Genomic DNA, 24,133 nt, shown 5'->3' on the forward strand with positions numbered 1-24,133 from the left:
ACCTAATGTAGTTTATTATTTATTAAATTCTCCTAAAACATTCACAAAGGGAGATTTAGTTGCCACGAAACCCCGAAGCGGTCATTTACCCAACCAAACTTTTTACTGAAACCATAATTGTTTAAAGGCATAAGTGCTTTTCCACCTTCATGAAGTTTTTCATAAAGATTTTCAAGTTCTTCTTCAGTACTACAAGTAACAAAGTTTGAGAAAGAAGGTGTAAAAGAGAATTGATGTTTTACATAACTGTCAATACACATAAATTCTTGCCCTTTCAAGGTAAAAGTAGCCTGCATTACAGTGCCTTCTGGTCCAGCTTCATTAGCCCCATATCTAACAATGTTTGTAGTTTGAGAATCTTCAAAGATGGATGTATAAAAATTCATCGCTTCTTCTGCGTTGCCATCTTGAAACATTAAAAATGGTGTTACCTTTTCCATTTTTATGCGCCTCCTAATTTTATGTACTAAATTTATTATAGTTGATTTTCTTGCTGAACTAAACTGCTTCGTTGGCACAATAAGAAGACGGAATAACCGTGGACATCCCATTTTTAACATAAGCCCCCATTAGCTGATCCATTAATTCATCAGGTTAAATTCTTCTTTTTCTTCAATCATTTTAATTAATTTGAAAAATGGCCTAAAACGGACCTGTATTTGCTCTTCAAAGTTACAACAAAGGTATATTGGAAGGACATGTCGATAGATTTGTCGCGATCAATGAGAAGTTTCAGCTCCCTCATAACCATTGGGATAATGTGCTCATCCACGCCGTTGGAGAAAGAGATTTCTATGTTTGCCGTTTTGATCGTGCAAGCGTTATTAGCAGAGGTTGATGATGAAGAAGATGTATATGAAATTTTGTTCTCGGAATGAAATGTAACGGGGACAATTGTAAGTTTTTGTTGCGGCATTTGAAAAGCACCTCCCTTAAATTGATACATTCATAGTACCAGGAAGCGCTGTGTGTTTATATGCGTTGTTTGATTGGGGGCTAACGAAGTATTATTGAGGAGCGTGCCAGACAACGTAATCGAATCCAAAAGGTGTTAGAAGGTGCGAACATTAAGTTGGGGTCAGTTGTTTCAGATGTGTTGGGTGTTTCAGCACGAGATATGCTTGATGCCATTGCCGATGGTGAAGAGGATCCTGAAAAACTAGCAAACTTCGCTCGACGCACCATGAAAAAGAAGAAAGAAGAACTGGAAGTCGCTCTTAAAGGTTATATTAATTCTCATCAATGTCTTATGTTGAAAACCATTTTAAAGCATATTGATTTTTTGACAGAACAAATTGAGATGCTGGATCAAGAAGTGGCGAAAAGAGTAAGCACCCATAAAGAAGAAATCAAAAGATTAGATTCCATTCCTGGAATAGCTACTAGAATGGCTGAACAAATATTATCCGAAATCGGGACTGATGTTAAAAAACAATTCCCAACTGCAGCTCATATGTGTTCCTGGGCAGGTTTGGTTCCGGGGCAAAACGAGAGTGTTGGGAAAAGAAAATCAGCCAAAACCAAAAAAGGAAACAAATATTTGAGATCCGCATTAACGGAAGCAGCTCATTCAGTAAGAGGATCCAAAAACTATCTCGGAGCACTGTATAGACGTACAGCATCCCGAAAAGGTAAGAAACGTGCTGGTATTGTAGTCGCTCACGCAATGTTACGTATCTGTTATTATCTCTTAACCCGAAAAGAAATGTATGTAGACTTAGGCGAAGACTACTTTGATAAGCATAGACAACAGTCTATCGTTCGGCATTCACTGAGGCGACTCGAAAGTTTAGGATATACAGTTACAATAGAAGAACCTAAAGCATCTTAATCCAGTCATTTTCTAAACCACAGATCCATGACATTTGGCGCTCTCACCTTTTTAAAGAATCGAATGAGCTGCGTCCTCTTTAGTATTGCCTTTTTCTCTGTGTTACAGAAGTTTATTTTCATGGTAGACATCCATGCCGCTTTCGCGGCACCATCAAATGAATGAAAATGTTTTTATACTAGTCTAGCTCCCCTTTCTCCTGTCAATCCTGATAATAGGCTGGCGAAGGAAGGTCGATCAACTATGGTGCTTTTAAGCCCGCATGGTAGACTGATTCACTACGACCAGGTGCACCACAAAATGTTGCTCTCAAGTGAGAAGCACGCAGGATAGATTAATCTTATATGGTTGTTGCACCAGCCTTAATTTACTTCAGCCTAGGAAGGATTTTACTAATGGATGTTGTATATAATCACTGTTGTGGACTCGATGTTCACAAAAAGAGTATTACCGCTTGCGCGATTACTCCAAAAGGAAAAGAAATTCAAACATTTGGTACGATGACACATGAACTATTCCAATTGGTGGATTGGATTAAAAACAAACGATGTACTCATGTTGCCATGGAAAGTACAGGTGTGTATTGGAAGCCAATCTACAATCTACTAGAACTTGAGGAATTACAACCGATGGTTGTAAATGCTGCTCATATCAAGGCTGTTCCCGGACGCAAAACCGATGTTAAAGATGCAGAATGGATTGCGAAATTGTTGCGCCACGGTCTTCTTCAACATAGTTATATCCCTAATAGGGAACAAAGAGAATTACGTGAGTTAGTTCGATACCGCCGTAGTCTCATTGAAGAAAGGGCTAGGGAGATTAGTAGAATCCAAAAAGTTCTAGAAGGTGCTAATATTAAACTTTCTTCAGTTGCCACTGACATTATGGGTGTCTCCGGACGAGCAATGATTGAAGCCATTATTAACGGTGTAAATGATCCAAAAACATTATCAAGCCTTGCTAAAAAAAGATTAAAAAATAAAAAGGATGATTTAGAACGTGCGTTAGTAGGATCCATTGGACCCCATCAAAAAATGATGTTAAAAACTCAACTCTCACACATTGACTTTATGGATCAACAGATTGAATTGTTAAGTGAAGAAGTCCTGCAACGGATGCAACCTTATGAAGAAGCTATTGAATTACTTGATTCTATCCCTGGAATTGGCAGAAGCCACGCCGAACAACTTTTGGCTGAAATAGGAATTGGCATGGATATTGCAAATCAGTTTCCTTCAGCTCCTCATTTATGTTCCTGGGCAAGTATGGTTCCAGGTAACAATGAAAGTGCTGGAAAAAAGAAGTCCGGAAAAACAAGAAAAGGTAATAAAAAATTACGAGCAGCACTCGTTGAAGCAGCACATTCAGCAGCTAAAACAAAAAACACCTACCTATCTTCCCAATACCAACGTTTGGCGGCACGAGTTGGTAAAAAACGCGCAGCAGTTGCGGTTGGACATACCATATTAACAATTGCATATCACATGTTAAAGAGAAGAGTACCCTATATTGAGTTGGGCGCAGATTACTTTGACCGAAGAAAGAAAGAAAGAAATCGTGATCAAGCAATCTATCAAACGATTAGAGACTCTTGGTTGTAAAGTAACTGTTGAAGCAATAGCGTAATTATGGTCAAAAAAATATAGCTAAAATTCAAGACCCGGATCTTAAAAAAAAAATGGATCTTATAGGGTTTAGTTTCGTATTGCCAAAATGCCCTTTTAGGTTACTATTTTTCAGGATAGTTGAAGAGCAGAAAGTTCCTTTAAGTCTTGTAGATAAAAACTAATTTATAAATAATAAACCCTATCAAAAGCCCAGGGGCTAAAGAAAGCATTGGTAAAAAAACAGGACCTATTAGCACTCCAGATACTTTTAATGAGGTTGAATATATTAAGCCTATTGTAATAAAGAATGCTCCAAATACAAAAGGTATGTAAGAAAAGCAATTCACTTCTCCATCTGCATTATGGTATGCATCCCACATGGCAAACATATATAAACAAGGGTAAAACATAAGCCATTGAAAGTTTGTAACTTCAATGGCTTTCTGTATTTGTCCTGTAAATGAATATAGAATAGCTAAATTGAAGTTGCTTAGGATATTTACAAGAATCTCCAAAAAAATGAATACACATCCTTTAAATAAACTTCCATTTAGAAACTGACCGAATCCTGGTAAAGCTATACTCCATAATAAAGCCTCATGTTTTTTAGGCTTTCTAAAATCCTTCACTTTGTATCACTCAATTCAACATTTGATTGCGTTCTTCCATTTGAGGTGGTTCTTCCATCCAACCATTTTTAATCATTATTTTTGCACCTTTATGAGCATATTCAAATATATCTTTCATAAAAATAGTCATTTTAACTGGTAAATCATTTCGCAAACTAAAAGCGGTACCCAATGAACCACTTCCCATAGAAAAACTACAAAAAAGGCTTATGCAATACATCATCAATTTATCAGAAAATGGTGCTAATGTTGATCGGGTTGCATTACCACCTGATGTTTGAGGAGTTTGTATACCGTTTTGAAGTAAGGTTTCACTTAATTCCTTTACAATACTTTTAGCAAGTTCAGCTCCATCATTAAAATAGTTTTTAACTTCTCCTTCATTTGCACATTGAGCAAACCCTGTAATCATTTGAAGCCCAAAGATATTTGATTCAATTGAATGATGAAGTTGAGCAACTTCCACTGTATTTAATGAACGTTTTTCGCTAAATGGATTAATTGAGAGTCCACCCAAGTAGTTGTTATCTTTAACAAATTCAACTGACTTTGGCATTGAAACATGAGGAGATTTAACAAGCAACCCCTTTTCAAGCAAATATTGTGTGCAAAGGTTGTAATACTTTTGAGTAATCGCAGTTAGCTCTTTAAAAATCAGTACAATATCTTCTCGATAAGTCATAGTTATATTTAATGAGTGAAGCCCCATACTAATTTCTTTTAAAAGGCGAACAAACATGATGTCAAAACCATTATCATATAACTTCGGCACCTCCTTGTTAACATCTTGAGCAGTAAACCCAACTGGTGTTACAGCCCCTTCATTTTGTAAAGTTTCTGTGATTATACCAACATAATTGTCAATCTCCCCATATAAATTAGTCATAATATCCTTGGCTTTTTCGTCATCAGCTTTCTCTATAAGATATTCTAATATACGTAAAATCATTGTCTTCTCTTGATATGTAAGCCATAATGTGCCTAATTCAGATGACGTAATTGCTGATTTTTCTGGCATATAAATCTCCTCCTAAAATTTTCTTATTTTAGGTTGAGCATAACATGGAATTCTAATTCAGTATTTTTTTCACAAGCTGCACAAAACTATTTTGGGGGAGGTCTAGCATCAGCCATGCGAACTGGATTTTCATATTAGTGAGTTTTACTCATCCACATCTAACCTCACAATTTGGTGATATACAGATTTCTATGTATTGCAGGTTTTGACCCGTAATAACGATAGGTAACCTACTGAGTGTAAAACTCTTGCGAGTTCCATTCTCTTTTCAGCTTTCCCTCGTCCCACACCGTGCGTGAGACTTTCATCTCACACGGCGCTCCCTCGAAAATTATGTTTTCTTACTCATTCAATCATGATTTTTCCTCTGGACATTGTGTTTTCTGTTTTGTATTTAGAACAACGTTAGTTGTTCATATCTAACTTCATTGTTGAAAATATCTAGATTATTTTCTTTTTCATTGATACGAATGTTCCCCACTAACACTCTTAATTTATCCAGTTTTTCAATGGCTTTTTTATTCAGATTTAGTCTTTTCAGGAGAGCCCTTATTGTTTCTGTTTTTGTTGCATGTACCAGTTTGTGAACGTCTGATTTGATTAACGTTAAATTTTGGTAGCTGTCATCATGTGTTATGTGCCACGGTATTTTATGATGACAACGCATGTCTAATAAATCTAACTGCTCGCCAGTTACCGAACATTTTCCGTTCTGAGCCACATAAATGGACAAGCGATTGTCGTTGTATTCTACCGTCGCTCTACCTATCAGTATAGGGTGTTCTCGTAACCATTTAAGTTCTGTTTCGGATACGTTTGTTAGGTTCTTATGAATTAACTTTCGTCCTTCTTCAGTGTACTTGTTGATGGCATTACGCTTCATCATTGGATTTTTATTTCTAACATCGGCGAGATGAAGTATTGGACTTTTCATGAGATATCGCATGTATTTGTTCTCTCGTTTAGTATACTTCGCTATCCCTTTGTCTTTGCCCCTATATTCCCCATATCTAGTAAAACCATTTGTATATTTGTCATTCGGCTTGCTTTTTGGAAATCGGTTGTACATTTGTTTCTGCAGATCGTAACCTACTCTTTTCAAGTCTAGGTTCACATGCGTAGCGATTTCATAATAATTATGTATCCCAATTATCATGCTGTTGTACTTTGCGATTTCCTTAATGCAGTTTGAGCTGTTGGGGGTTTTTTGTATCTTTTTAATTTGCTTAGCTAGTTTCGCTTTCGCTGTTTTTATTGCTTTTTGGGACATGTGTGTTTCCGCCACATACTTTGTTGCAGCTGTTTTCGTTTTGCCTTTTTTAGTTGCTTTAAGCGTGAACCCTAAGAATTCACTCTTTTGCTTCTTTAAGTTTGTTACCTTTGATTTCTCTTTTGAGATTGGCAACTTTAGGCGCTCTTCTAGCCACATTTGCACAGATTTAAATATTTTCTCTGCGTTGCTTCGTGTGGCTGTGAAGATTTTGAGGCAAGTAGACCACTGGAACCTCCCCAGTAGCCCCTCTCAGAACCGGACGTGAACCTCTCAGCTCATCCGGCTCCCATTATTCAGCCGTAGGCTTAATACCCATTTCCCAGTGTTTAAAGAGTTTGGGAATCTGATTTGCAATTCTACCTAAGAAATATTCAGCTCTTTTCTTGTGACGAGCCAACCTTTTATATTTCTTCCTCGCCCACATTATTAAAGCTTTATTGATATGCCTTAACGATAAGTACATTTCGGATTTGTAGAACTTGCCATAGAAGTTAATCCAGCCTATGATTTTTGAGTTAAACATATTTGATAGGTCCGTAAGGTCCTTTTCAGCTTTCAGCTGTAATTTCCAGTCCCTTACTTTTTGCCGAATTGATTTCTTGATTTGTTACTAATCGCAGGTGTAAAGTTAATAAAATGCTTACCCCATCTATTCTTAGAACGTCTTGGTCTGAATGTATATCCCAGAAAATCAAATGAAATATTTTCGTGATTTTCTTTCCTATCATCATCTTTACAATATACAATTCTTGTCTTAGTTGGATGTAGTTCAAGGTTACATTCATTCATCCTATTGTTTAATGATTCAAGTAATCATATTGCCTCATCTTCTGATTTGCAGTGAATGACTGCATCATCTGCATATCTAGCAAATGGATTATTTCGATGGTTAATAGTCATCCATTTATCAAATGTGTAGTGTAAAAATAGGTTCGCAAGAACCGGACTTATGACTCCACCTTGCGGTGTGCCAGACATACGTTCTTTTACACCTTCTTTAGTTTGAAAAGGTGCCTTTAGCCATCTTTCAATATATAGCTTTATCCATTTACTATTTGTATGCTTTTCCACTGCTTTCATTAATAATCCATGATCAATGTTGTCGAATAAGCCTTTAATATCAAATTCTAGAACCCAATTGTATTTCCAACACCTTTTACGGGTTACTTCCAATGCTTGGATGGGACTTTTATTAGGTCTATAACCATAAGAGTCCACATGAAAGTAAGGTTCCACAGAGGGTTCAAAATACAGTTTCACAACCATTTGTGCAATTCTATCTGTAACAGTAGGAATTCCTAGTGTCCTAGTGCCGCCAGCTTTCTTTGGGATATCTACCGCTTTAACTGCTGGTGGAAAGTAACTACCTGAGGACATTCTGTTCCACAGTTTATAGAGATTGTTCTTTAGGTTCACTTCGAATTCTTCTATTGACTCTTGATCAATTCCAGCTGATCCCTTGTTTGCTTTCACTCTAAGAAAGGCTTCATAAACCACCTTTTTAGATATTGCATACGGCTTTGTTTTATTCATAAGTTCCTCCCATTAAGATGGTTGACTTGCTTATAAAACTGAATAACATAACCCCTTTGCTCCACCTCCGTTAGGAGGCTTCTTTGCTACTACGAGTTATTCCGCCCCTATACATGGCATTGGTACTCTGATTCTTGTGGGTCTTCCACTTGAATTTCTCCCTTAACATCCATGTCGTAGGTTCCCACGTTCCACACTCAAGCCTATATTAAGTTCACGCCGCCTTTATACCGGTCACCGAACGGACAGTAAACAGGTTTCCTCCGAACTTATCCTGAGTTAACGACTCCCCCTCAGTTTTGATGACATCCCTACGCTTTCGATACTTCCTCAGCGGTTCATTGGTTTTCGTCTCCTTAATATGTACCTGACAAAGTCATGCTTTGCCTTTTCCTTAACGCTCAATACCATAGCTTTTGACTACGGCACCTTAAGGTGGTTTGCAATCTCTACCTGTATAGCGATTGCGAGAGGCCAACTCTCATCTTAAGTGCAGCATAGCTTCCTAATGTGTTTACGCACACTTTGGTTGCTTTCGTGGCACACAATCATCTACGTAACGTACAATGTACATTGGCTTCAACTTTGTTTTCTTCAAGGCTCTGTTGTCTCTACCTGTTCTACCTTCTTTGTTTTTATATTTGAAGCTATGTCGGGTTTTCGCTGTTTCCCATTGGTCACTTATCCACCAGTCAAACTCATTTAGGTTGACGTTGGCTAATAAGGGACTGAGTATCCCCCCTTGAGGGGTTCCTTTTGTTGGGTTGACGATTGTCCCATCTTCCAATTGTATTGGTGCCTTTAATATCTTTCGTAGTATAACAAGTAGCTGTTTGTCTTGTATCCCGAGCGTCCATAATTGACGCATCAGTTTCACATGATTTACTTCATCGAAGAAACCTTGATTGTCCACATCAACCACATACATTAGGTTTGTTTGGTTTATCTTGAAGTTTGCATCTGCGATAGCGTGTTCTGCACTTCTGTTCGGTCTAGAACCGTAGCTTCTAGTGTTAAATTTAGCTTCACAGATTGGTTCCAAGACTTGCAATATACATTGTTGGATGAGTCTGTCCCAAAGCGATGGTATTCCGAGCAGTCTCGTTTTTCCATTTGGTTTTGGAATTTCCTTCCTGCGAACTTTGCTTGGTTGGTAGTTGTTAAAGCGATCTTCTATTTTCTTTAGAAGTTGGTCTTGGGGCATCCGTTCAATCGTCTCAATAGTTATTCTATCCACCGAAGGTGTGTAACTTCCTTTGTTTCGCTTAATATTTCTGTAAGCAAGAAGAATGTTATCCTTTGAAGTGATAATTCTCATGAGATGTTTAAACTTTTTCCCTTCGTTAGACTTTTTGTACAATTCATCAAACACTGCTTGCATACCATAGTATTCTGCATGCCTGTTTTTATTGTCCTTGAGTATCCTGTCCTCAGATTTTTCATTCATGGTCTATCACCTTCCTTCACGAGAATTTAGGTGACCTTTTGAGTCTCACCAGAATCCATGCAAGGATTGAATGATAGATATTCCTTCCATAATTTTCGACTTGTGGCTGTTCCTCCTTCTCTCATTACAAGAACCGTCAACGGTTGTCCACTACTTTCATCGGTCATTAAACAGTTCCCTCGTTTACACGTTTCCTGTTTAACTTGAAGTGCCCCTCGCTCTATCGAGCAACGTTGACCGCTTCCGACGTTCCTTTCCGATTATCATTGTTTCAACTTAGGTGTCTCCTTTTCCCCGTGTCTAGCTCCGCAGCCTGTAACTGCGTTAGGATTTACTCTCCGAATGAAAATTTCAATCCTTTAGACAAGCGATATTTTCACGCCCGATTCATTTCTAAATCGTACTTCTGTCGAGGTTTACCTTCGGAGATTCGTCAGCCGTTGGTACGACATTCTCACCATATTTAAACGACAGAGAGTATTCACTACAATTCCATTGGGTTTATTACTCCCTTTGGCTTTCGGTTACCTTATCGGCACTTCGGTAGTTTCAACCTTCATTACCCAGCTATGGTTGCCCTAGCCGACTGCAATCTACTAGAGGTTAGGGTATCTTACTGGAGAAGCTTCAAGGCGTTACCCTATCTTTTCATTCTCTCATCGAAAAAGTTGTTTTCTTTGTAACTTTTATTTGAGCTACTCAGAGCCGTTCTCTCCCTATAAAGTTATTAGCCTTATTTTTGAGAACAACGTCTCGCACCATTCAGAAGTTCGTCAGCTTAGCCTTTTTCTTTTAGGCTTATCCGTATTCTCACCTTATTCATTCAACTCAAGCATCATGAATTACACCACTCCATCGAGTAGGCTTTCGGCAGCCGAACTGCTACGGTAAATTCTTACGCCTTTTCGCCGAGCTTATAACACTATCATTCTTACTAAATCCAGTGCTATTCGACTAAGAGAGAACCCTTCTGGGCGTTACCCCGCCATTTGATTCTTCAATATAATCCTTCAGTTCCGAAAGGAACTGTCTAGCCTTTACCTGAGTAATGTAGTCATTCTCAATTTAAGCTAGAAACATTTCGCACCACTAAACTGCTTCATTAGTTGAATAACTCTGACATATTGCTTACTTTAATCAGTAATATTAACTTAGTCTTAGTGGAACAATAGTTAAAGCTATATTCTTGAAAAGGAGTAAAAAATGAAAAAACAAAACATCTTATTTAACCTTGATGATACATTATCATACTGTAATAGATATTTTAACCTGGTAATAGACGAATTCGCTGACCAAATGATGGCGTGGTTTGACACGATTACTGAGGAAGATATAAAACAGAAGCAGCTTCAACTTGATGTTGCAGCCATTAGTGAGTACGGTCTAAAGTCAGATCGGTTTCCCGAGTCATTTGTTGGTACTTATAAATACTATTGCAACTTAACTGGGAGGGAAAAGAAAAAAGATGAAATCCAATATTTAAGAGAGTTGGGTTTTAAGGTATTTGAGATCCCTGTTGAACCTATTCCATACATGAATGAAACGCTACAACGTTTAAAAGAAGAGGGACATGAATTATATTTGCACACAGGAGGAGATGAGGCTAATCAACGCAGAAAAATTACCCAGTTAGAATTGACTACATATTTTGAACATCGCATTTTTATTTCGGAACATAAAGATACAACAGCTCTATCCGATATTTTAAAAACCATTAAAGCTGACCCTAATGTAACATGGATGGTTGGAAATTCATTAAGAACTGATATTGTCCCAGCACTGGAAATGGATGTTCATGCAATCTACATTCCAGCAGAAGGTGAATGGCAATATAACATGGTTGAAGTTAACGTTGATCATAGTAGTGCTTTTTTAACTGTAGATTCACTTAAAGAAGTTCCTGATGTAATTGACAAATATATCCAAGATCAAATAATGTAAGTGGATAGGAATGCCCTTCGAAGTTTTTTACCTAGGAGGAATTGTCCTTTTCTAGACCAGCCAAGTACTATATAACAAGATAATCGTACTTTTTATACTTGAAATAGCAAGCACTCCATTATTTGGTCAAAGTAGAGTAGATTAATTAAGAACGTTACTACTGTCCATCCGTCCAAATTAGACCCAATTTGTAAATTATCTCAAAAGTATCATAAAAAAGGGGTGCTCTTTGTAAATAAAATAGCCCAGTCATTAAACTGAGCTTTTTATTTATTTTCAGTCACTTCTTAAACTAACGCACCCGTTTCGTTTAAGTACAATGTTTCACAAACTTAAAATTTAATTTCCGTTATTCTTCGATATTAAACCAAGGACCTGAAGCTTGAATGATCCCCCAAAGTTTTTCTGGAAGCTTAAGATCGCTCACTTGTGAAGTCTTAATTGCTGTCTTAATTTCAGTTTCTTTTCCATTCTGAACCTTTTCTACCCAGTCTGGATTCATGATTAACGTATGACCAACTGCTGCTAGGGATAGACCCTTATCTAATGCAGATGCAACATCATCAGCAGTTATCATAGAACCTGCAGCCATTACAGGAACTTTGCCGTTTACATGTTCAACAATTAATTCAAGCCGTGTTTTTCCATCTTCAATGCCTCGTGGTTTTGAAGATACATCATCAAGCGATACATGGATGTAATCCAAATCCTGTTCAACCAGACGGTCAATTAATTCATAGGCATCTTCCATCCCATAACCGCCTTGTTCTTCAGGTGATATTCTGTATCCGAAAATAAACGGCTTTGTTGCATGTTTCTTAATCACATTTTTCATTTCCTGAATGACTGCCAATGGGAAACGCAAGCGATTTTCTAGAGAACCACCCCATTCATCATCACGTCTATTGAAAAAAGGTGAGAAGAAGTTTTGCAATAGCTCGTCTTGTTGTTTCTCCAAACGCACGAATCACTTCTATTATTTCATCTTGTGAAAGTTCTCTAGGTAATACTGAAGGAGCAAATGCAGTAGCTTCAGTCTCTACAGCACTGGAACTAACCACCTCACCATTTGGAGTTAAAGATGGCAGTGCTTTGTTGCCTGCATGGAAAATTTGAAGTAACGCAGGAGCTCCTCCACTTTTCGCCGCATCCGCCAATTTCCGTAGACTTGGAATAAATTTATCATCATACGCAGCGAATTCATGCGTAAAACCTATACCGTTTGGTTGCACATGAGTACAGCCAGTGATAACAAGTCCTACTCCATTGACTCTTTTTTTATAATATTTTACTTCTTCATCTGAAACGGTGTAATCATCATTACTGCTCCAAGTTGTCATTGGTGCCATAACGACTCTATTTTTAATGGTGATACCATTTTTAAATGTAAGTGATTCAAATAAGTTGCTATATTTCATGTTCATTTTTTAACCTCTTTCTGTAAGTTTATTTATATGTTCTAGTTAGTTTTGCACTATTTTGTAAGGGTGTAGAATGCTCATTTTTATGTTAATGCATGGGCTTTTCCCACTCGCCTTTGACCTCAACACCGGTTTCTTTTGCTGCTTCTTCGAGTTCGAGGATTTCCTGTACTGTCAAATTGACCTCTGTAGCTTTGACTGCATCTTCAATATGTGAGATTTTCGTAACACCAATAATCGGTACAGTCCCTTTCGCAATGGACCAGGCAATTGACTAATTTCATTGCGTTTCACGCCTTTCTAAATATGCAATTTTTTAAATGGATATATTTTAATATTTTTTATTTCTGATTTTAAAAGAGGGTCATTTTCAAATAATTCTAATGCAATTCCAGCCTTTTTGTAGCAGCTTCCACTCATGAAGTTCCAAGCGTAGCGCTTTTTCCGTCACATACGGGTCTTTTTCAGCCATCACCTGTGCCTCTTCCAAAGAATCAGCAACGTACACGACTAGACCGCCGGACCCATCAACAAAAGGTCCCTTGGCAAAAATTTTCCCCTGTTCCTGCAGTTTGTTCAAATGTACAAGGTGCTGTGGACGTAACTCTTGTCTTTTTATCGGGTCAAGAATGTACAAGATTGCTGCGTAATGTCCCATAATACCAACTCCTTAGGTGAATAAAAAATTTCTCAATTATTTAAATGATTCCGTTAGATGCATAAAAAAAGAATACTGAGTTAAATCTTAATTAGCTGTTGCTTTGATCCCTGTTGAACCAACAGAGATCATTTGTTCCCAGCTTTTGAAGTGATGCTTTTATATTCGAATAACACGAAGGTTTTGAATCAGAAATCTTGAGTCTTAGCTGTACACAATTTCGTGCTCTTCGCGTTTTTCATACAGCTCCCAATATTTCTCTGCAATTAGTTCAGGCGCCAAATGGGTGCCCGGAGCGACAGACCCGGCAATTGTAACCGTACCGACAAAAATGCCTTGAGGCTTTAGTTCTTCAGCCAAAGAAAAGGCTAGGTTGCGTAGCGCTGCTTTGCCTATGCCCAATGCAGTGTAGTCTGCCGAAGGGTACACCGCCAATCCGCCACCCGTGAACAGGATTGTTCCTTCTTTTTGTTCTACTTGCTCCGGGATAACTTGTAGTGCAGAATGCAAGGCACCGGCTACGTCCACCTGATAATGGGACACAAGGGATACTGCCGTGAGGGAAGTTGGTTTTCCACCTTTTAAAACAGCAGCGTTGTACACCAGCACATCCGTAGTACCGTAGTTTTTCTTGATTTGGTCAAAAGCTTCAGTTAGTGATGCCGGACTTGCCGCATCCGCCACTACGGCGTAAGCTTCTATTCCTTCCGAGCTCAACTCATTTACATACTGGTCCAGTGCTTCCTGATTACGGGAAACGAGAACAACACGGAAGTTATTGACACCGAATTTTTTTGCGACATGATTTCCGACACCTGGACCTGCTCCAACAACAACGATAAGTTTTTTATTCATTTTTTTATCCTCCTAAAATTTTAGTAAAACTCAACAGAACTAAACAATTCATACTGCGTTATGCTAAAACAAAGAATCTTATTCAGAAATGGTGACACGCAGTTTAGCTTTCGCCCCATTCAAAATCTCATAGTGCAATTCTTTATTTAACCCTTTCCCTTCAGATGGCAAAAACTTTCGTTATACCTGGTCTCGACTTTTAATAAGAATTGAGGCGATTAATCCTATTCCTAACAAAAGTGCTAACAATTCAAAAGTTAAAAGATAGCTACTCATATTCAATATACCCATAGCTACAATCGGTCCAAGTGTTGCACCCATAAATAGAATAAACGAGAACAGTGAAATCGCAGAACCCCTTGCAATTCCTCCTAAATGTCCGACAAGTGAGATTAGGGTAGAAATGGTTATGGAGACGCCAGCCACAAAAACAACACTCATCACGATAAGGAATACCAAATTAGAGCTAACTCCCAAAATCGCAAGACCTAAAACGGATAAAGATAAGCCAACTCTAATAACGGCGTGAATACCAAACTTCGTGACGAGTTTTCCAGAAAATGGAGAAATTAACATACCTAAAATTCCGGCACATCGCACATACAGAATAGCTTGACTATTAAGACCAAATGTTCCACTTAAATAACTCCCTAGCGTTGTATACATACCAACAAACGAAAGTAAAAGCGTTAAAGTGATGATGTAACACAAAAGTAAGGATTTTTGTGTAAAAACCTTTCCCATTTGTTTAAAAGAGCCAAGCATACTGCTTTTTATTTGTGGAGCATCACTCTTTGGGATAAAAAACGTTACTAATATGGCAGTGATTAGATAAACCACTCCGAGGATATAGAACACATAGTCCCAACCAAAGTTCTCACTTATTAGACTGCTGAACACCTGACCAACAATTCCAGACATTAAAAATCCTGTGCTAACAAATCCAGTTGTAGTGACCCGCTTTTCTGCCGGGAAATGTTCTACTACATACGAAAGTGCAGCTGGAGCAAATGTTGCTGCAGCAATTCCTTGAATCGCTCGAAGAGCGATCACCCAAGACAGACTAGTAATCAATCCAACTAAAGGTGTAACAATAGTTAATACAATTAGCCCAAATAATTTAATTTGCTTTCGTCCATAGCGATCTGACAAGGGACCGAAAAATAAAAAACTGACAGCATAACAAAATGAAAATGCACTGCCTGTCCAGGCTGCTTGCGACGTTGATACATTAAAAGCTTCTGCAAATATTGAAACCAAGGGAATGGTGATATATAAACTAGATACAACAACTAAACCAGTCCAGAAAAGAATTGCTGTTATAAGAGAATCACTTCTTTCTGAAGTTTTATGATTAACTTTTACATTTGCTTCTTTCAAAGAAAAAACCTCCTTATTCATATAGTACGTCCTTCATATCTAAGGACTGGAATCCACCTGCTTATACGTCTTGGGCAATTTGGGTTTATATAACTTCCAAGTTTTAACATAGTTAATGCCATGAAAACAGACTTCTGCCTCCATCCAACAGGTCAATCTTTGCCATATCATCCGCAGATAAGGTAAAATCAAATACATCTATATTTTCTATCATTCGTTCCCTATGGGTGGATTTTGGAATCACAACGATTCCGCGTTGGATTAAATATCGAAGCCCCACCTTTGCGTTGGACTTATCATATTTTTGCCCAATCTCTCTTAAGGTTTCATTAGAAAAGAAGTGATTCTTTCCCTCTGCAAAAGGCGCCCAAGATTCAATTTGTGTACCATACTGTTTCATTATTTCCTGTGCCTGCGCTTGCTGCCGGAATACGTGTGTCTCCACCTGATTGACTGCAGGAATGACATTGCAAGATTCTACCAGACTCACGAACACATCCGGATTAAAATTAGAAACTCCAATTGCTCTGACTTTTCCACTTTGGTAGGCTTCCTCCATAGCACGATAAATCCCGTGATAGTCCGGAAAAGGCTCGTGCATCAAAAGCAGGTCAATATAATCGAGCTTCATCGTACGCAACGATTCATCAATCGCATTCACTGCTTTTCGGTAACCGCCTGACGGTATATACAATTTGGTTGTAATAAACAGTTTTTCGCGTAGCACCCCAGATTTTCGGATTGCATTTCCGACAGCTTTCTCATTGCCATATACCTGTGCTGTATCAATCGAACGATAGCCAACATCGATGGCATCCAAAACGCACCGCTCGCATTCTCTGGCACTGATTTGATAAACACCATAACCCAAAATCGGCATTTTAACACCATTATTCAAAGTGATAGACTCCACAATTTTCCCTCCTTACTGAAAAACATCTCTTGCCCTTTGTTACAACCTGTAAGATTATTCCTCAATGTCAAACCAAGGACCTTAAACTTGAATGACAGTCCAAAGTTTTTTTGGAAGATCAAGTTCTTAATACTATTGAATTTTAATGCATAGCCACTTGACAGTGAATACACCAAAAAGCTAACATGGTTTTAACTTAAAGTTAAAGCAGGTGCCTGCATGTACAATAGACAAATCTATACATTTATTCAAGTAGCCGACTGCGGGAGCCTTTCCAAAGCAGCAGAAAAACTGTTTATCTCTACCGTTTCCGTAATGAAACAGATTAATGTTCTTGAGAGCGATATAGGAGTGAAACTACTGGAGCGAACAAACCAAGGCGTACTTTTGACCGCAGCCGGACGCTCTATTTATCAAGATGCAAAGCAGATGATTCAAGCTTCCGACAGCGCCATCCAGCGTGCCAGACAGATTGCAGGTGAAGAACAATACGTGATACGTGTTGGAACTTCTTTGCTGCGTCCATCTAAGATACTGATTGATCTATGGACAAAAATTGATGAAGGCAATTTACCTTTCCAGATAAAAATTGTCCCCTTTGAAGACGATATGACCTCCACTGTTGCCTCCTTAGGTAAGGAGATGGACTGTTTTGTAGGTCCCTGCGACTCTATTCGCTGGATGAAGAAATGCAATGTCCATTTGATTGGAATGAATCAATGTTGCATAGCTGTTTCACGCAAACACCGACTAGCTAAGAAAAAGCTATTGAAGTGGGAAGGTTTATACGGAGAAACTCTTGTGCTTGTAAAACGTGGCGAATCTCTGGTTTTAGACCGCCTGAGGGATGAGATTGAAGCAAAACATCCAGAAATCAATATCATAGACACACCAAATTTCTATGATGCAGATGTTTTCAATAAATGTGAGCAGATGAACTATGTTATGGAAACACTGGATATCTGGGCAGAGGTACATCCTTCCCTTGTGACGATTCCTGTAGAATGGGATTATGAGATTCCCTTTGGGATTGTATACGCCAATGAGCCATCCAAAGCTGTTATGGCTTTTATTGATGCAATCAATAAGGCAAACGTTTTGAAATAATTCGTGTCCCAATTGTGTATTTAGAAATTTATGGCAGTATGTTTTTTGAATGAAAAAAAGCTGAAAATATGCAAGAAGGGAATAAAGACTTGCATATCTTCAACTTTTTTATGAATTGGGATATTAAACAAAAGCACCCTTTAGCTTAAGTACATTTCTTCACAAACTTTCACTAAAGAAACTATTTTCTAGACAAGTAAACGGCTTTTCTTACGCGCAACAGACTGGCGTGTAACTTGTGCTCCAATAAATTGTTCCCCTTTTAAAGTTAGATGATAATCTTCGTTACCTTCTTGATTATAAAGCCATGTTAAACGGAGTAATGTGTAATTAAGGTCAGATTCTTCTACTATCTTCGCCGTGGATTTAATTAATGGTATGTTTGAACCGACCATTGCATCATTCCAGCGACCAAACGCACCTGGGACCTCATCATAAATACCTAAAGCTGTTGCACCAATAAGTCGTTTTACACCAGCCTCATCCATTGAGGAAACAATAGATTGGGTTGCACGAACGTCAAACATATCATTTAAATAAACAACATCTACTCCTGACATCCCACTCACTAGTTTAGATTTCTCTTGAAAGTCCCCAGAAATAACTTCCACTCGTTTACTTGTCACTTTTAAACGAGAATGTGCGGATCTTGCATAAAGAACAATTTCTGCATCGTTTCATTTAGTAATCTTTCAGTCAACATACGAGAAATTTGACCAACTGCACCTAAAATCAAAATTTTCATCTTCATTTCCTCCGTTTCATATGTTTAAAAAATATCAATATATTTATCGTCCAAAAGAGCGGCTAAAAGATTGTCCTGATTGCACTATTTGACGTGCGTTTTTTAGACGGAGAGATTCATATTCCAAAAGAGCTTCAGTTGCTGCAGAGCCTTTTATTCCTTTTTCAATACATTCGGCTAAGGTTGAAGCATCTTGTAAGGAAGCATTAAATCCCGATGCAGTTAGAGGCGTAGGAAGATGTGCAGCATCTCCAACGATTGCAATGCGTCCTTTCACAAGATTGTCAGGAACGTATTCGGCAATCGGAGTTCCAAGAAGATTACGTGATTGTATACTATGAAGAATTGCGTCTAACCAAGGTTGAGCCCATCTATCAGAAGCCTTTTCAGCTAGCTCAATCAATGTCTGTTCAGGAATGTCTTGTGCATGAAGCGAATATTGCACAACATCTCCTTCTACACATCCAAGACGACGTAACAAATCATTTTGAGTGTTATCGTACCAAGCCCATCCCAATCGTCGATCTCCAAGAGCGGTGGAACCGTCTGCTCCAGCAATAATTGAACCGAGTAAAAAGTCACCGATGCCATCTGGCATAGTAAACTTTGGAGCATTGAGGCTAGGTCGATGTTTTTCAGGTATATCTTTCTCACCTACAATAGCTACCCATATCAAATATCCAGCAAATGTTGCATTCGGTTTATGAGGTGCAACTAAGCGACGTACAATACTACGGTGACCATCAGCACCAATCAAAATATCTCCATGAAATATCTCACCCTTATCCGTCACTGCCCAAGCAGAATCGCTATCCTGTTTAATAGTTTGAACACGAGTATCATAACGTAAGGTAATTCTAGGGTCAGTTTCGGCTGCTGTGCGCAATCGCAACTGTATAGATGACCAAGCCTCTGCCGAACTAATCCCACCAGAAGCAAGTTTTCTTAAAAATTTCGCTGTTTGAGTTCGATCAATTTCTCCACTGTCAACTTGAAGAACTGCACCGCTACGAGGTTTCGAACCGGCTCTTTCTAAAATAGTTACATCCAATCCAGCACGCGAAAGGGCAATTCCTGTCATTAATCCAGAAAGCGACGCACCGACAACAACAGCAGAGCCCTTAACTTCTTTGATAAAATTGTCATTGTTTGATTCGCACCGGAAATGCGTTCTCATAATCGTTTTTCCTCCTTATTGGTAATGTCTTAAAATGGAAAAACCGAATTTCCTAATTGGAAAATCGGTTTTTTGATGATGAAAAGCATTAAATATCGAGCTAAACAAATCTTTCATTTTTAATTATTCATGAATTTTCCATCCGTTTAACATCTTCGCTGTATCGGCAGTAAAATGATCAATAATTTCACTTTTTCTAATATCCATAGTAGCAATTGCTGCCATATCGTCATCGCTTAAAGCAAAATCCCAAACATTAAAGTTTTCAACAATTCGTTCTTTATGAACTGATTTTGGAATTGACACGACACCACGTTGAATATGCCAACGTAAAATGACTTGTGCTATCGACTTGCCATATTTTGCTCCGATAACGGCAAGTATTTCATTTTGGAAGATATTCTTTTGACCTTCTGCAAACGGTCCCCATGATTGAATTTGTACGCCATATTCTTCCATAACATTCTTTGCAACTTTCTGTTGGAAGAACGGATGGGTTTCCACTTGGTTGACAGCCGGTACAACTTCATTGTTCAGAATTAAATCAACTAGACGGTCCGGATAAAAGTTAGAAACACCGATGGCGCGAATTCTTCCTTCTTTATAAAGTTCTTCCATTGCACGCCAAGAACCATAATAATCATTGAACGGTTGGTGAATGAGGTATAAATCAAGATAGTCGAGCCCCAGTTTCTTCAAGGAAACATCAAAGGCTTTTTTTGCATTTTCATAACCAGCATCCTGAATCCAAAGTTTTGTTGTGATAAAAAGTTCTTCCCTTGGAATCCCGCTTTTTTTAATGGCTGCTCCAACTGCCTCTTCGTTAAAATAAGCGGCAGCTGTATCAATTAGACGATACCCAGCTTCAAGTGCATCCGAAACTGACTGCTCACATTGAGCTGGATCAGGGACTTGATATACACCAAAACCTAAAATAGGCATTTCAACACCATTGTTTAAAATAACTTTTTGCATATAAAATTCCTCCTATTATTAAATATTAAGTTTTAGTAAGTTTGTATAGGTATTATCCTACTACCTTCGTGTAACACGAAGTCAAGACATTTGAGTAATTTAAAATAATTTTTTTGCCGAATAGACCACATTTATACTGTGAAAGAAGTTGCTAAACTATACTTCAAGCATTATTTTTGATTCGCTAATATTGTTATTTTGATTTACTCAGGAAATCTTCTTTTCCTATATTTTTTCAGTCATTCTATTTCTTTTTATCCTATTTAAGTGCACAATAACCATCCTATTTACCTTGCCTTTGAGACTGCATAAGCACGACCGTAGGAAACTGCTGCTACAATAGCCGCAAACGCTACAGATGCTGCACCTACCCAAGTGATTGCCATGACAGACAAACCTCCCACGACAACTCCACCTATCGCAGCACCCGCAGCAAAGCCGAATTGCACAAATGAATTGTTTACACTAAGGATGATACCGGAGGCATCCGGAGCAAGGGATATTAAGTTAAAGTTCTGTGGCGGAACGAACGTCCAAGCACTGACCATCCATAATACAAGAAAAATGACTGTAACGATTACCGACCCAGGGATGATTGACAACAATGCAAGGCAAATGGCTTGAATACCTATCCCCCCGACGAGTGTGCGGGTAATACCTATCCTATCTGCCGCGACACCTCCAAGCTTGGAACCAATTAAACTTGCGATGCCTAAAACAAAGAGAATCGTACTTATTTCCCCTCCTTCCATCCGTGCCACGGAGGTCAAGAATGGTGTAATATACGTATTCACCACTGAATAGCCAATGAACATGAAGAATGTAACGGCTAGGGCTAAAGCGTTCTTTAGGTTCTTTAAAAGGGCAAGTTGCTTTCCAATCGGAACAGGTGTATCACCTTCCATCGGCGGTATTGTTCGTGCGATTGAGAAAATTCCTAACAAGGTGAAGAATCCAATTCCCCAAAAGATTACCTTCCAATCAAATGATGAAGCGACTATTCTACCGATGGGAACACCAAACACAAGGGAAGCACTAAACCCTATTGCAACGTTGGACATCGCTCTTACCTCACGTCCGGCAGGAGCCATCTTTGGAGCTAAGGAATACGCGGTTGCGACAAAAAAGCCGTTTCCCACTCCCAGCAAGATACGTGAGAGCATTAGGAAGTTGTAACCTGGAAGAGTGACCGTACCAAGGCTTCCAAGTAACATAATTCCGAAACCCAGTAGAAGTCGCTTACGCTGATTCATCCTCGCCGTAGCTAGCATAATAATTGGCGTACCGATTGCATTTGCAAGTGCAAATATGGTTATAAGCTGTCCTGCAGATGATAAGGATACGTTGACGGAAGCCGCAACTTTATCCAGAATACCTACAATAACGAATTGTGCCGTTCCAAGCAAGAAAGTGATAAAGGTAAGCATGTAAATTTTCCGGGTGTTTTCCATGAAATTTCCTATTCACTCCTCCCATTAATGATAAATTTCCTGCTTTCTATTAAAAACTGCCCTAATATAGTAGGGCGGTTTTTATCAATTCCGGAATCGGATGAGATATATGAATTAAATATCAAATTTCACGTTACCGATTCTTTTAACAGTTTCAGGATCCATATGCGTAAAGAATACGCTCTCTTTGGTATCTAACCTCGCAATCTTTTCCATATCCCTATGACTTAGTACAAAGTCAAAGATATTAAAGTTCTCAATGATTCTTTCCTTATGAACAGATGGGTGAGTTTCAACTTGGTTTAAAGCAGGAACGATTTCGTTGATTTGGTCCGCTTGCTTCTCTTAACATCATTGCCTTCATATGTTTATACCCATTCTTTTTGCCTTTGGTTCAAGGCATAAAATGAACTAAGTTACCTTGAGCCTTTTTGTATTCGCTTTTTAAAATGAATTAAATATCAAGTTTCCAGTTTGCGAATTGTTTTACGACTTCTGGATCATTTTTTGAAAGGAACAAGCTCTTTTTAGTATCTAAAGTAGCAATCGTATCCATATCCTCTTGAGTTAATTCGAAGTCAAAAATATTGAAGTTTTCGATGATTCTATCTTTATGAGTAGACTTTGGAATTGCTACGACTCCTCTTTGTGTCAACCAGCGTAAAATCACTTGAGCAACGGATTTATGATGCTTTTCAGCTAGTGTGATTAAAACTTCATTTTGAAAGATGTTATTTTTTCCTTGTGCCAAAGGTCCCCATGACTCAAGTTGAACATTATACTCTTTCATTACTTGGGCACACTCTACCTGTTGGAAGAAAGGGTGTGTTTCAATTTGGTTTACAGCAGGAGTTATTTCGTTATGGAGTATCAAATCAACTAGACGACCCGGTTCAAAATTACTCACTCCGATTGCCCTGATTTTCCCTTCACGATATAATTCCTCCATAGCACGCCAAGAACCATATATATCACCAAATGGCTGATGAATTAAATACAAATCCAAATAATCCAATTGTAATCTTTCCAGTGATTTTGCAAATGCTTTCTTTGTTCTCTCATAACCCGCATCTTGAACCCATAGCTTAGTCGTAATGAACAATTCTTCTCTTGGCAAACCACTACGTTTGATTGCTCTGCCGACAGCTTCCTCATTAACATAAGCTGCAGCTGTATCAATTAGACGATAGCCAGCCTTAAGTGCCTCATAAACCGATTGTTCACATTCGTCGGCATCAGGAATCTGCCAAACGCCAAATCCAAGTATTGGCATTTCAACACCATTATTTAAAATTACTATTTGCATATAAAATCCTCCTTGTTTACGTGTTCAGTTCCTCCATTGACATCCTTTATTTTAGGATTTACAATTTCAGCAACCTGAACTGTGATAAGCCTATCACCTTCGTGTAACACGAAGTCAATAATTTCGGAATTCCTTTTTTTGTATATGAAAAACTTTTGCTCTTTTACGTCATTATTTTTAAGCTTTCGATAGGCTTGAACGATAATAAGTCTACTACCTTCGTGTAACACTAAGTCAAGAGGTTTCAAGTAAATTTTATTTAAAATTCGAGGTGAGGTTGAATTGTATACTGTGAAAGAAGTGGCTAAGCTACTTGATTTGACTGAACATACTGTTCGTTTCTATACGGATAAAGGATTAGTTCCAACTCTAAAGCGTGATAAAAATAATAATCGTCTTTTTGATGAGGAATCCATCAATTGGCTAACAGGTGTAAAATATTTAAAACAATGTGGTATGACAGTGGAAGACATTAAAACCTATGTAGATTTGTGTTTGAAAGGTGACAGTACCATTCAGGAACGCTATGAAATTATTTTGAAACAAAAAGAGATCGCTGAGGCTCAGTTAGAGGAAGCAAAACGAACAGTCAAATTTATGGACGAGAAGGCAAATCATTACCTTGACATTATCAATAAAGTGATCCCAGATGATACTAATCCTGGGAAATGGCAAGAAAAAAATAAAATGCCTATGGCTCATTAAATACGATCCTTTATACAGAAGAAAAAAGCCGTTTTTCTAAATAAGAAGAACGACTTTTTTATTGTAGATGATTGTTAGACTCTACTTAAGTTAATCAACAATTATTTTTGATTTGTTTAATAATCAACAAATTATTCTCATTTGACTATTGTAAATATTAC

General features: G+C 38.2%; 18 protein-coding genes and 6 pseudogenes. 5 read left to right on the forward strand and 19 right to left on the reverse strand.

Translation table 11 applies throughout. The annotated features are described in order from the left end of the window. Positions 1-41: 41 nt before the first annotated feature. The gene (locus M3226_RS24515) at positions 42-440 is read right to left on the reverse strand and encodes a VOC family protein (protein ID WP_251571262.1); all 399 of its coding nucleotides are present in this window, start codon (positions 438-440) and stop codon (positions 42-44) included. A gap of 185 nt (positions 441-625) precedes the next feature. Further along, the gene (locus M3226_RS24520) at positions 626-916 is read right to left on the reverse strand and encodes a hypothetical protein (protein ID WP_251571263.1); all 291 of its coding nucleotides are present in this window, start codon (positions 914-916) and stop codon (positions 626-628) included. Positions 917-1,027: 111 nt separating this feature from the next. Here M3226_RS24520 and M3226_RS24525 point away from each other — a divergent pair. Together M3226_RS24525 and M3226_RS24530 are read left to right on the forward strand one after the other, a co-directional pair. Further along, positions 1,028-1,831 (forward strand): annotated as a pseudogene (locus M3226_RS24525) (transposase); the annotation flags it as partial. Between the two features lie 395 nt (positions 1,832-2,226). Then, positions 2,227-3,457 (forward strand): annotated as a pseudogene (locus M3226_RS24530) (IS110 family transposase). A 139-nt stretch (positions 3,458-3,596) separates the two neighbouring features. Here the strand turns inward: M3226_RS24530 and M3226_RS24535 are convergent. The 6 genes and pseudogenes from M3226_RS24535 to M3226_RS24560 all read right to left on the reverse strand — a co-directional run. Then, positions 3,597-4,067: a hypothetical protein gene (locus M3226_RS24535; RefSeq protein WP_251571265.1), complete on the reverse strand. Its 471-nt coding sequence runs from the start codon at positions 4,065-4,067 to the stop codon at positions 3,597-3,599. 10 nt (positions 4,068-4,077) lie between these two features. Next, positions 4,078-5,085 carry a DUF3231 family protein gene (locus M3226_RS24540; protein ID WP_251571266.1) on the reverse strand — a complete coding sequence of 336 codons (1,008 nt, stop codon included), beginning with the start codon at positions 5,083-5,085 and terminating at the stop codon, positions 4,078-4,080. A gap of 394 nt (positions 5,086-5,479) precedes the next feature. Then, a pseudogene (locus M3226_RS24545) lies at positions 5,480-6,568 on the reverse strand (group II intron reverse transcriptase/maturase); the annotation flags it as partial. 79 nt (positions 6,569-6,647) lie between these two features. After that, on the reverse strand, positions 6,648-6,962 hold the full coding sequence (locus M3226_RS24550; RefSeq protein WP_308211985.1) for a group II intron maturase-specific domain-containing protein: 315 nt from the start codon (positions 6,960-6,962) through the stop codon (positions 6,648-6,650). Between the two features lie 209 nt (positions 6,963-7,171). Beyond that, positions 7,172-7,891, reverse strand: a complete 720-nt coding sequence (gene ltrA / locus M3226_RS24555) for a group II intron reverse transcriptase/maturase (RefSeq protein ID WP_251571268.1) — start codon at positions 7,889-7,891, stop codon at positions 7,172-7,174. Positions 7,892-8,438: 547 nt separating this feature from the next. Beyond that, positions 8,439-9,338, reverse strand: a pseudogene (locus M3226_RS24560) (reverse transcriptase domain-containing protein); the annotation flags it as partial. A 1,203-nt stretch (positions 9,339-10,541) separates the two neighbouring features. Here M3226_RS24560 and M3226_RS24565 point away from each other — a divergent pair. Next, positions 10,542-11,279 carry an HAD family hydrolase gene (locus M3226_RS24565; protein ID WP_251571269.1) on the forward strand — a complete coding sequence of 246 codons (738 nt, stop codon included), beginning with the start codon at positions 10,542-10,544 and terminating at the stop codon, positions 11,277-11,279. A 349-nt stretch (positions 11,280-11,628) separates the two neighbouring features. Here M3226_RS24565 and M3226_RS24570 read toward each other — a convergent pair. From M3226_RS24570 to M3226_RS24590, 5 genes and pseudogenes are all read right to left on the reverse strand, one after another. Then, positions 11,629-12,703, reverse strand: a pseudogene (locus M3226_RS24570) (NADH-dependent flavin oxidoreductase). Between the two features lie 367 nt (positions 12,704-13,070). Further along, positions 13,071-13,358 (reverse strand): YciI family protein, encoded by a 288-nt coding sequence (locus M3226_RS24575; RefSeq protein WP_251571270.1) that lies wholly within the window; start codon positions 13,356-13,358, stop codon positions 13,071-13,073. Between the two features lie 204 nt (positions 13,359-13,562). After that, complete coding sequence (locus tag M3226_RS24580) at positions 13,563-14,213, reverse strand: SDR family NAD(P)-dependent oxidoreductase (protein ID WP_251571271.1); 651 nt, start codon at positions 14,211-14,213, stop codon at positions 13,563-13,565. Positions 14,214-14,393: 180 nt separating this feature from the next. Next, positions 14,394-15,593, reverse strand: coding sequence for an MFS transporter (locus M3226_RS24585; protein ID WP_251571272.1), 1,200 nt, complete (start codon positions 15,591-15,593; stop codon positions 14,394-14,396). A 112-nt stretch (positions 15,594-15,705) separates the two neighbouring features. After that, positions 15,706-16,506, reverse strand: a complete 801-nt coding sequence (locus M3226_RS24590; RefSeq protein ID WP_251571273.1) for an aldo/keto reductase — start codon at positions 16,504-16,506, stop codon at positions 15,706-15,708. Positions 16,507-16,725: 219 nt separating this feature from the next. Here M3226_RS24590 and M3226_RS24595 point away from each other — a divergent pair, with 219 nt between their 5' ends. Continuing rightward, on the forward strand, positions 16,726-17,613 hold the full coding sequence (locus tag M3226_RS24595; protein WP_251571274.1) for a LysR family transcriptional regulator: 888 nt from the start codon (positions 16,726-16,728) through the stop codon (positions 17,611-17,613). Between the two features lie 188 nt (positions 17,614-17,801). Here the strand turns inward: M3226_RS24595 and M3226_RS24600 are convergent, their stop codons facing one another. The 6 genes and pseudogenes from M3226_RS24600 to M3226_RS24625 form a co-directional block, all read right to left on the reverse strand. Then, positions 17,802-18,239 carry an NAD(P)H-binding protein gene (locus tag M3226_RS24600; RefSeq protein WP_308211983.1) on the reverse strand — a complete coding sequence of 146 codons (438 nt, stop codon included), beginning with the start codon at positions 18,237-18,239 and terminating at the stop codon, positions 17,802-17,804. 162 nt (positions 18,240-18,401) lie between these two features. Further along, positions 18,402-19,535, reverse strand: coding sequence for an FAD-dependent monooxygenase (locus M3226_RS24605; RefSeq protein ID WP_251571276.1), 1,134 nt, complete (start codon positions 19,533-19,535; stop codon positions 18,402-18,404). A gap of 123 nt (positions 19,536-19,658) precedes the next feature. Continuing rightward, entirely contained in the window at positions 19,659-20,510 is an 852-nt protein-coding gene (locus tag M3226_RS24610) for an aldo/keto reductase (protein ID WP_251571277.1), read from the reverse strand. A 287-nt stretch (positions 20,511-20,797) separates the two neighbouring features. Then, positions 20,798-21,961, reverse strand: coding sequence for an MFS transporter (locus M3226_RS24615; protein ID WP_251571278.1), 1,164 nt, complete (start codon positions 21,959-21,961; stop codon positions 20,798-20,800). Positions 21,962-22,075: 114 nt separating this feature from the next. Next, a pseudogene (locus tag M3226_RS24620) lies at positions 22,076-22,243 on the reverse strand (aldo/keto reductase); the annotation flags it as partial. 172 nt (positions 22,244-22,415) lie between these two features. Then, positions 22,416-23,267, reverse strand: a complete 852-nt coding sequence (locus M3226_RS24625) for an aldo/keto reductase (RefSeq protein WP_251571279.1) — start codon at positions 23,265-23,267, stop codon at positions 22,416-22,418. A 282-nt stretch (positions 23,268-23,549) separates the two neighbouring features. On the opposite strand from M3226_RS24625, the gene M3226_RS24630 reads away from it, so the two are divergent. Then, positions 23,550-23,972: a MerR family transcriptional regulator gene (locus M3226_RS24630; RefSeq protein ID WP_251571280.1), complete on the forward strand. Its 423-nt coding sequence runs from the start codon at positions 23,550-23,552 to the stop codon at positions 23,970-23,972. The last annotated feature ends 161 nt before the right edge of the window (positions 23,973-24,133 follow it).

Source organism: Neobacillus cucumis (genome assembly GCF_023715505.1).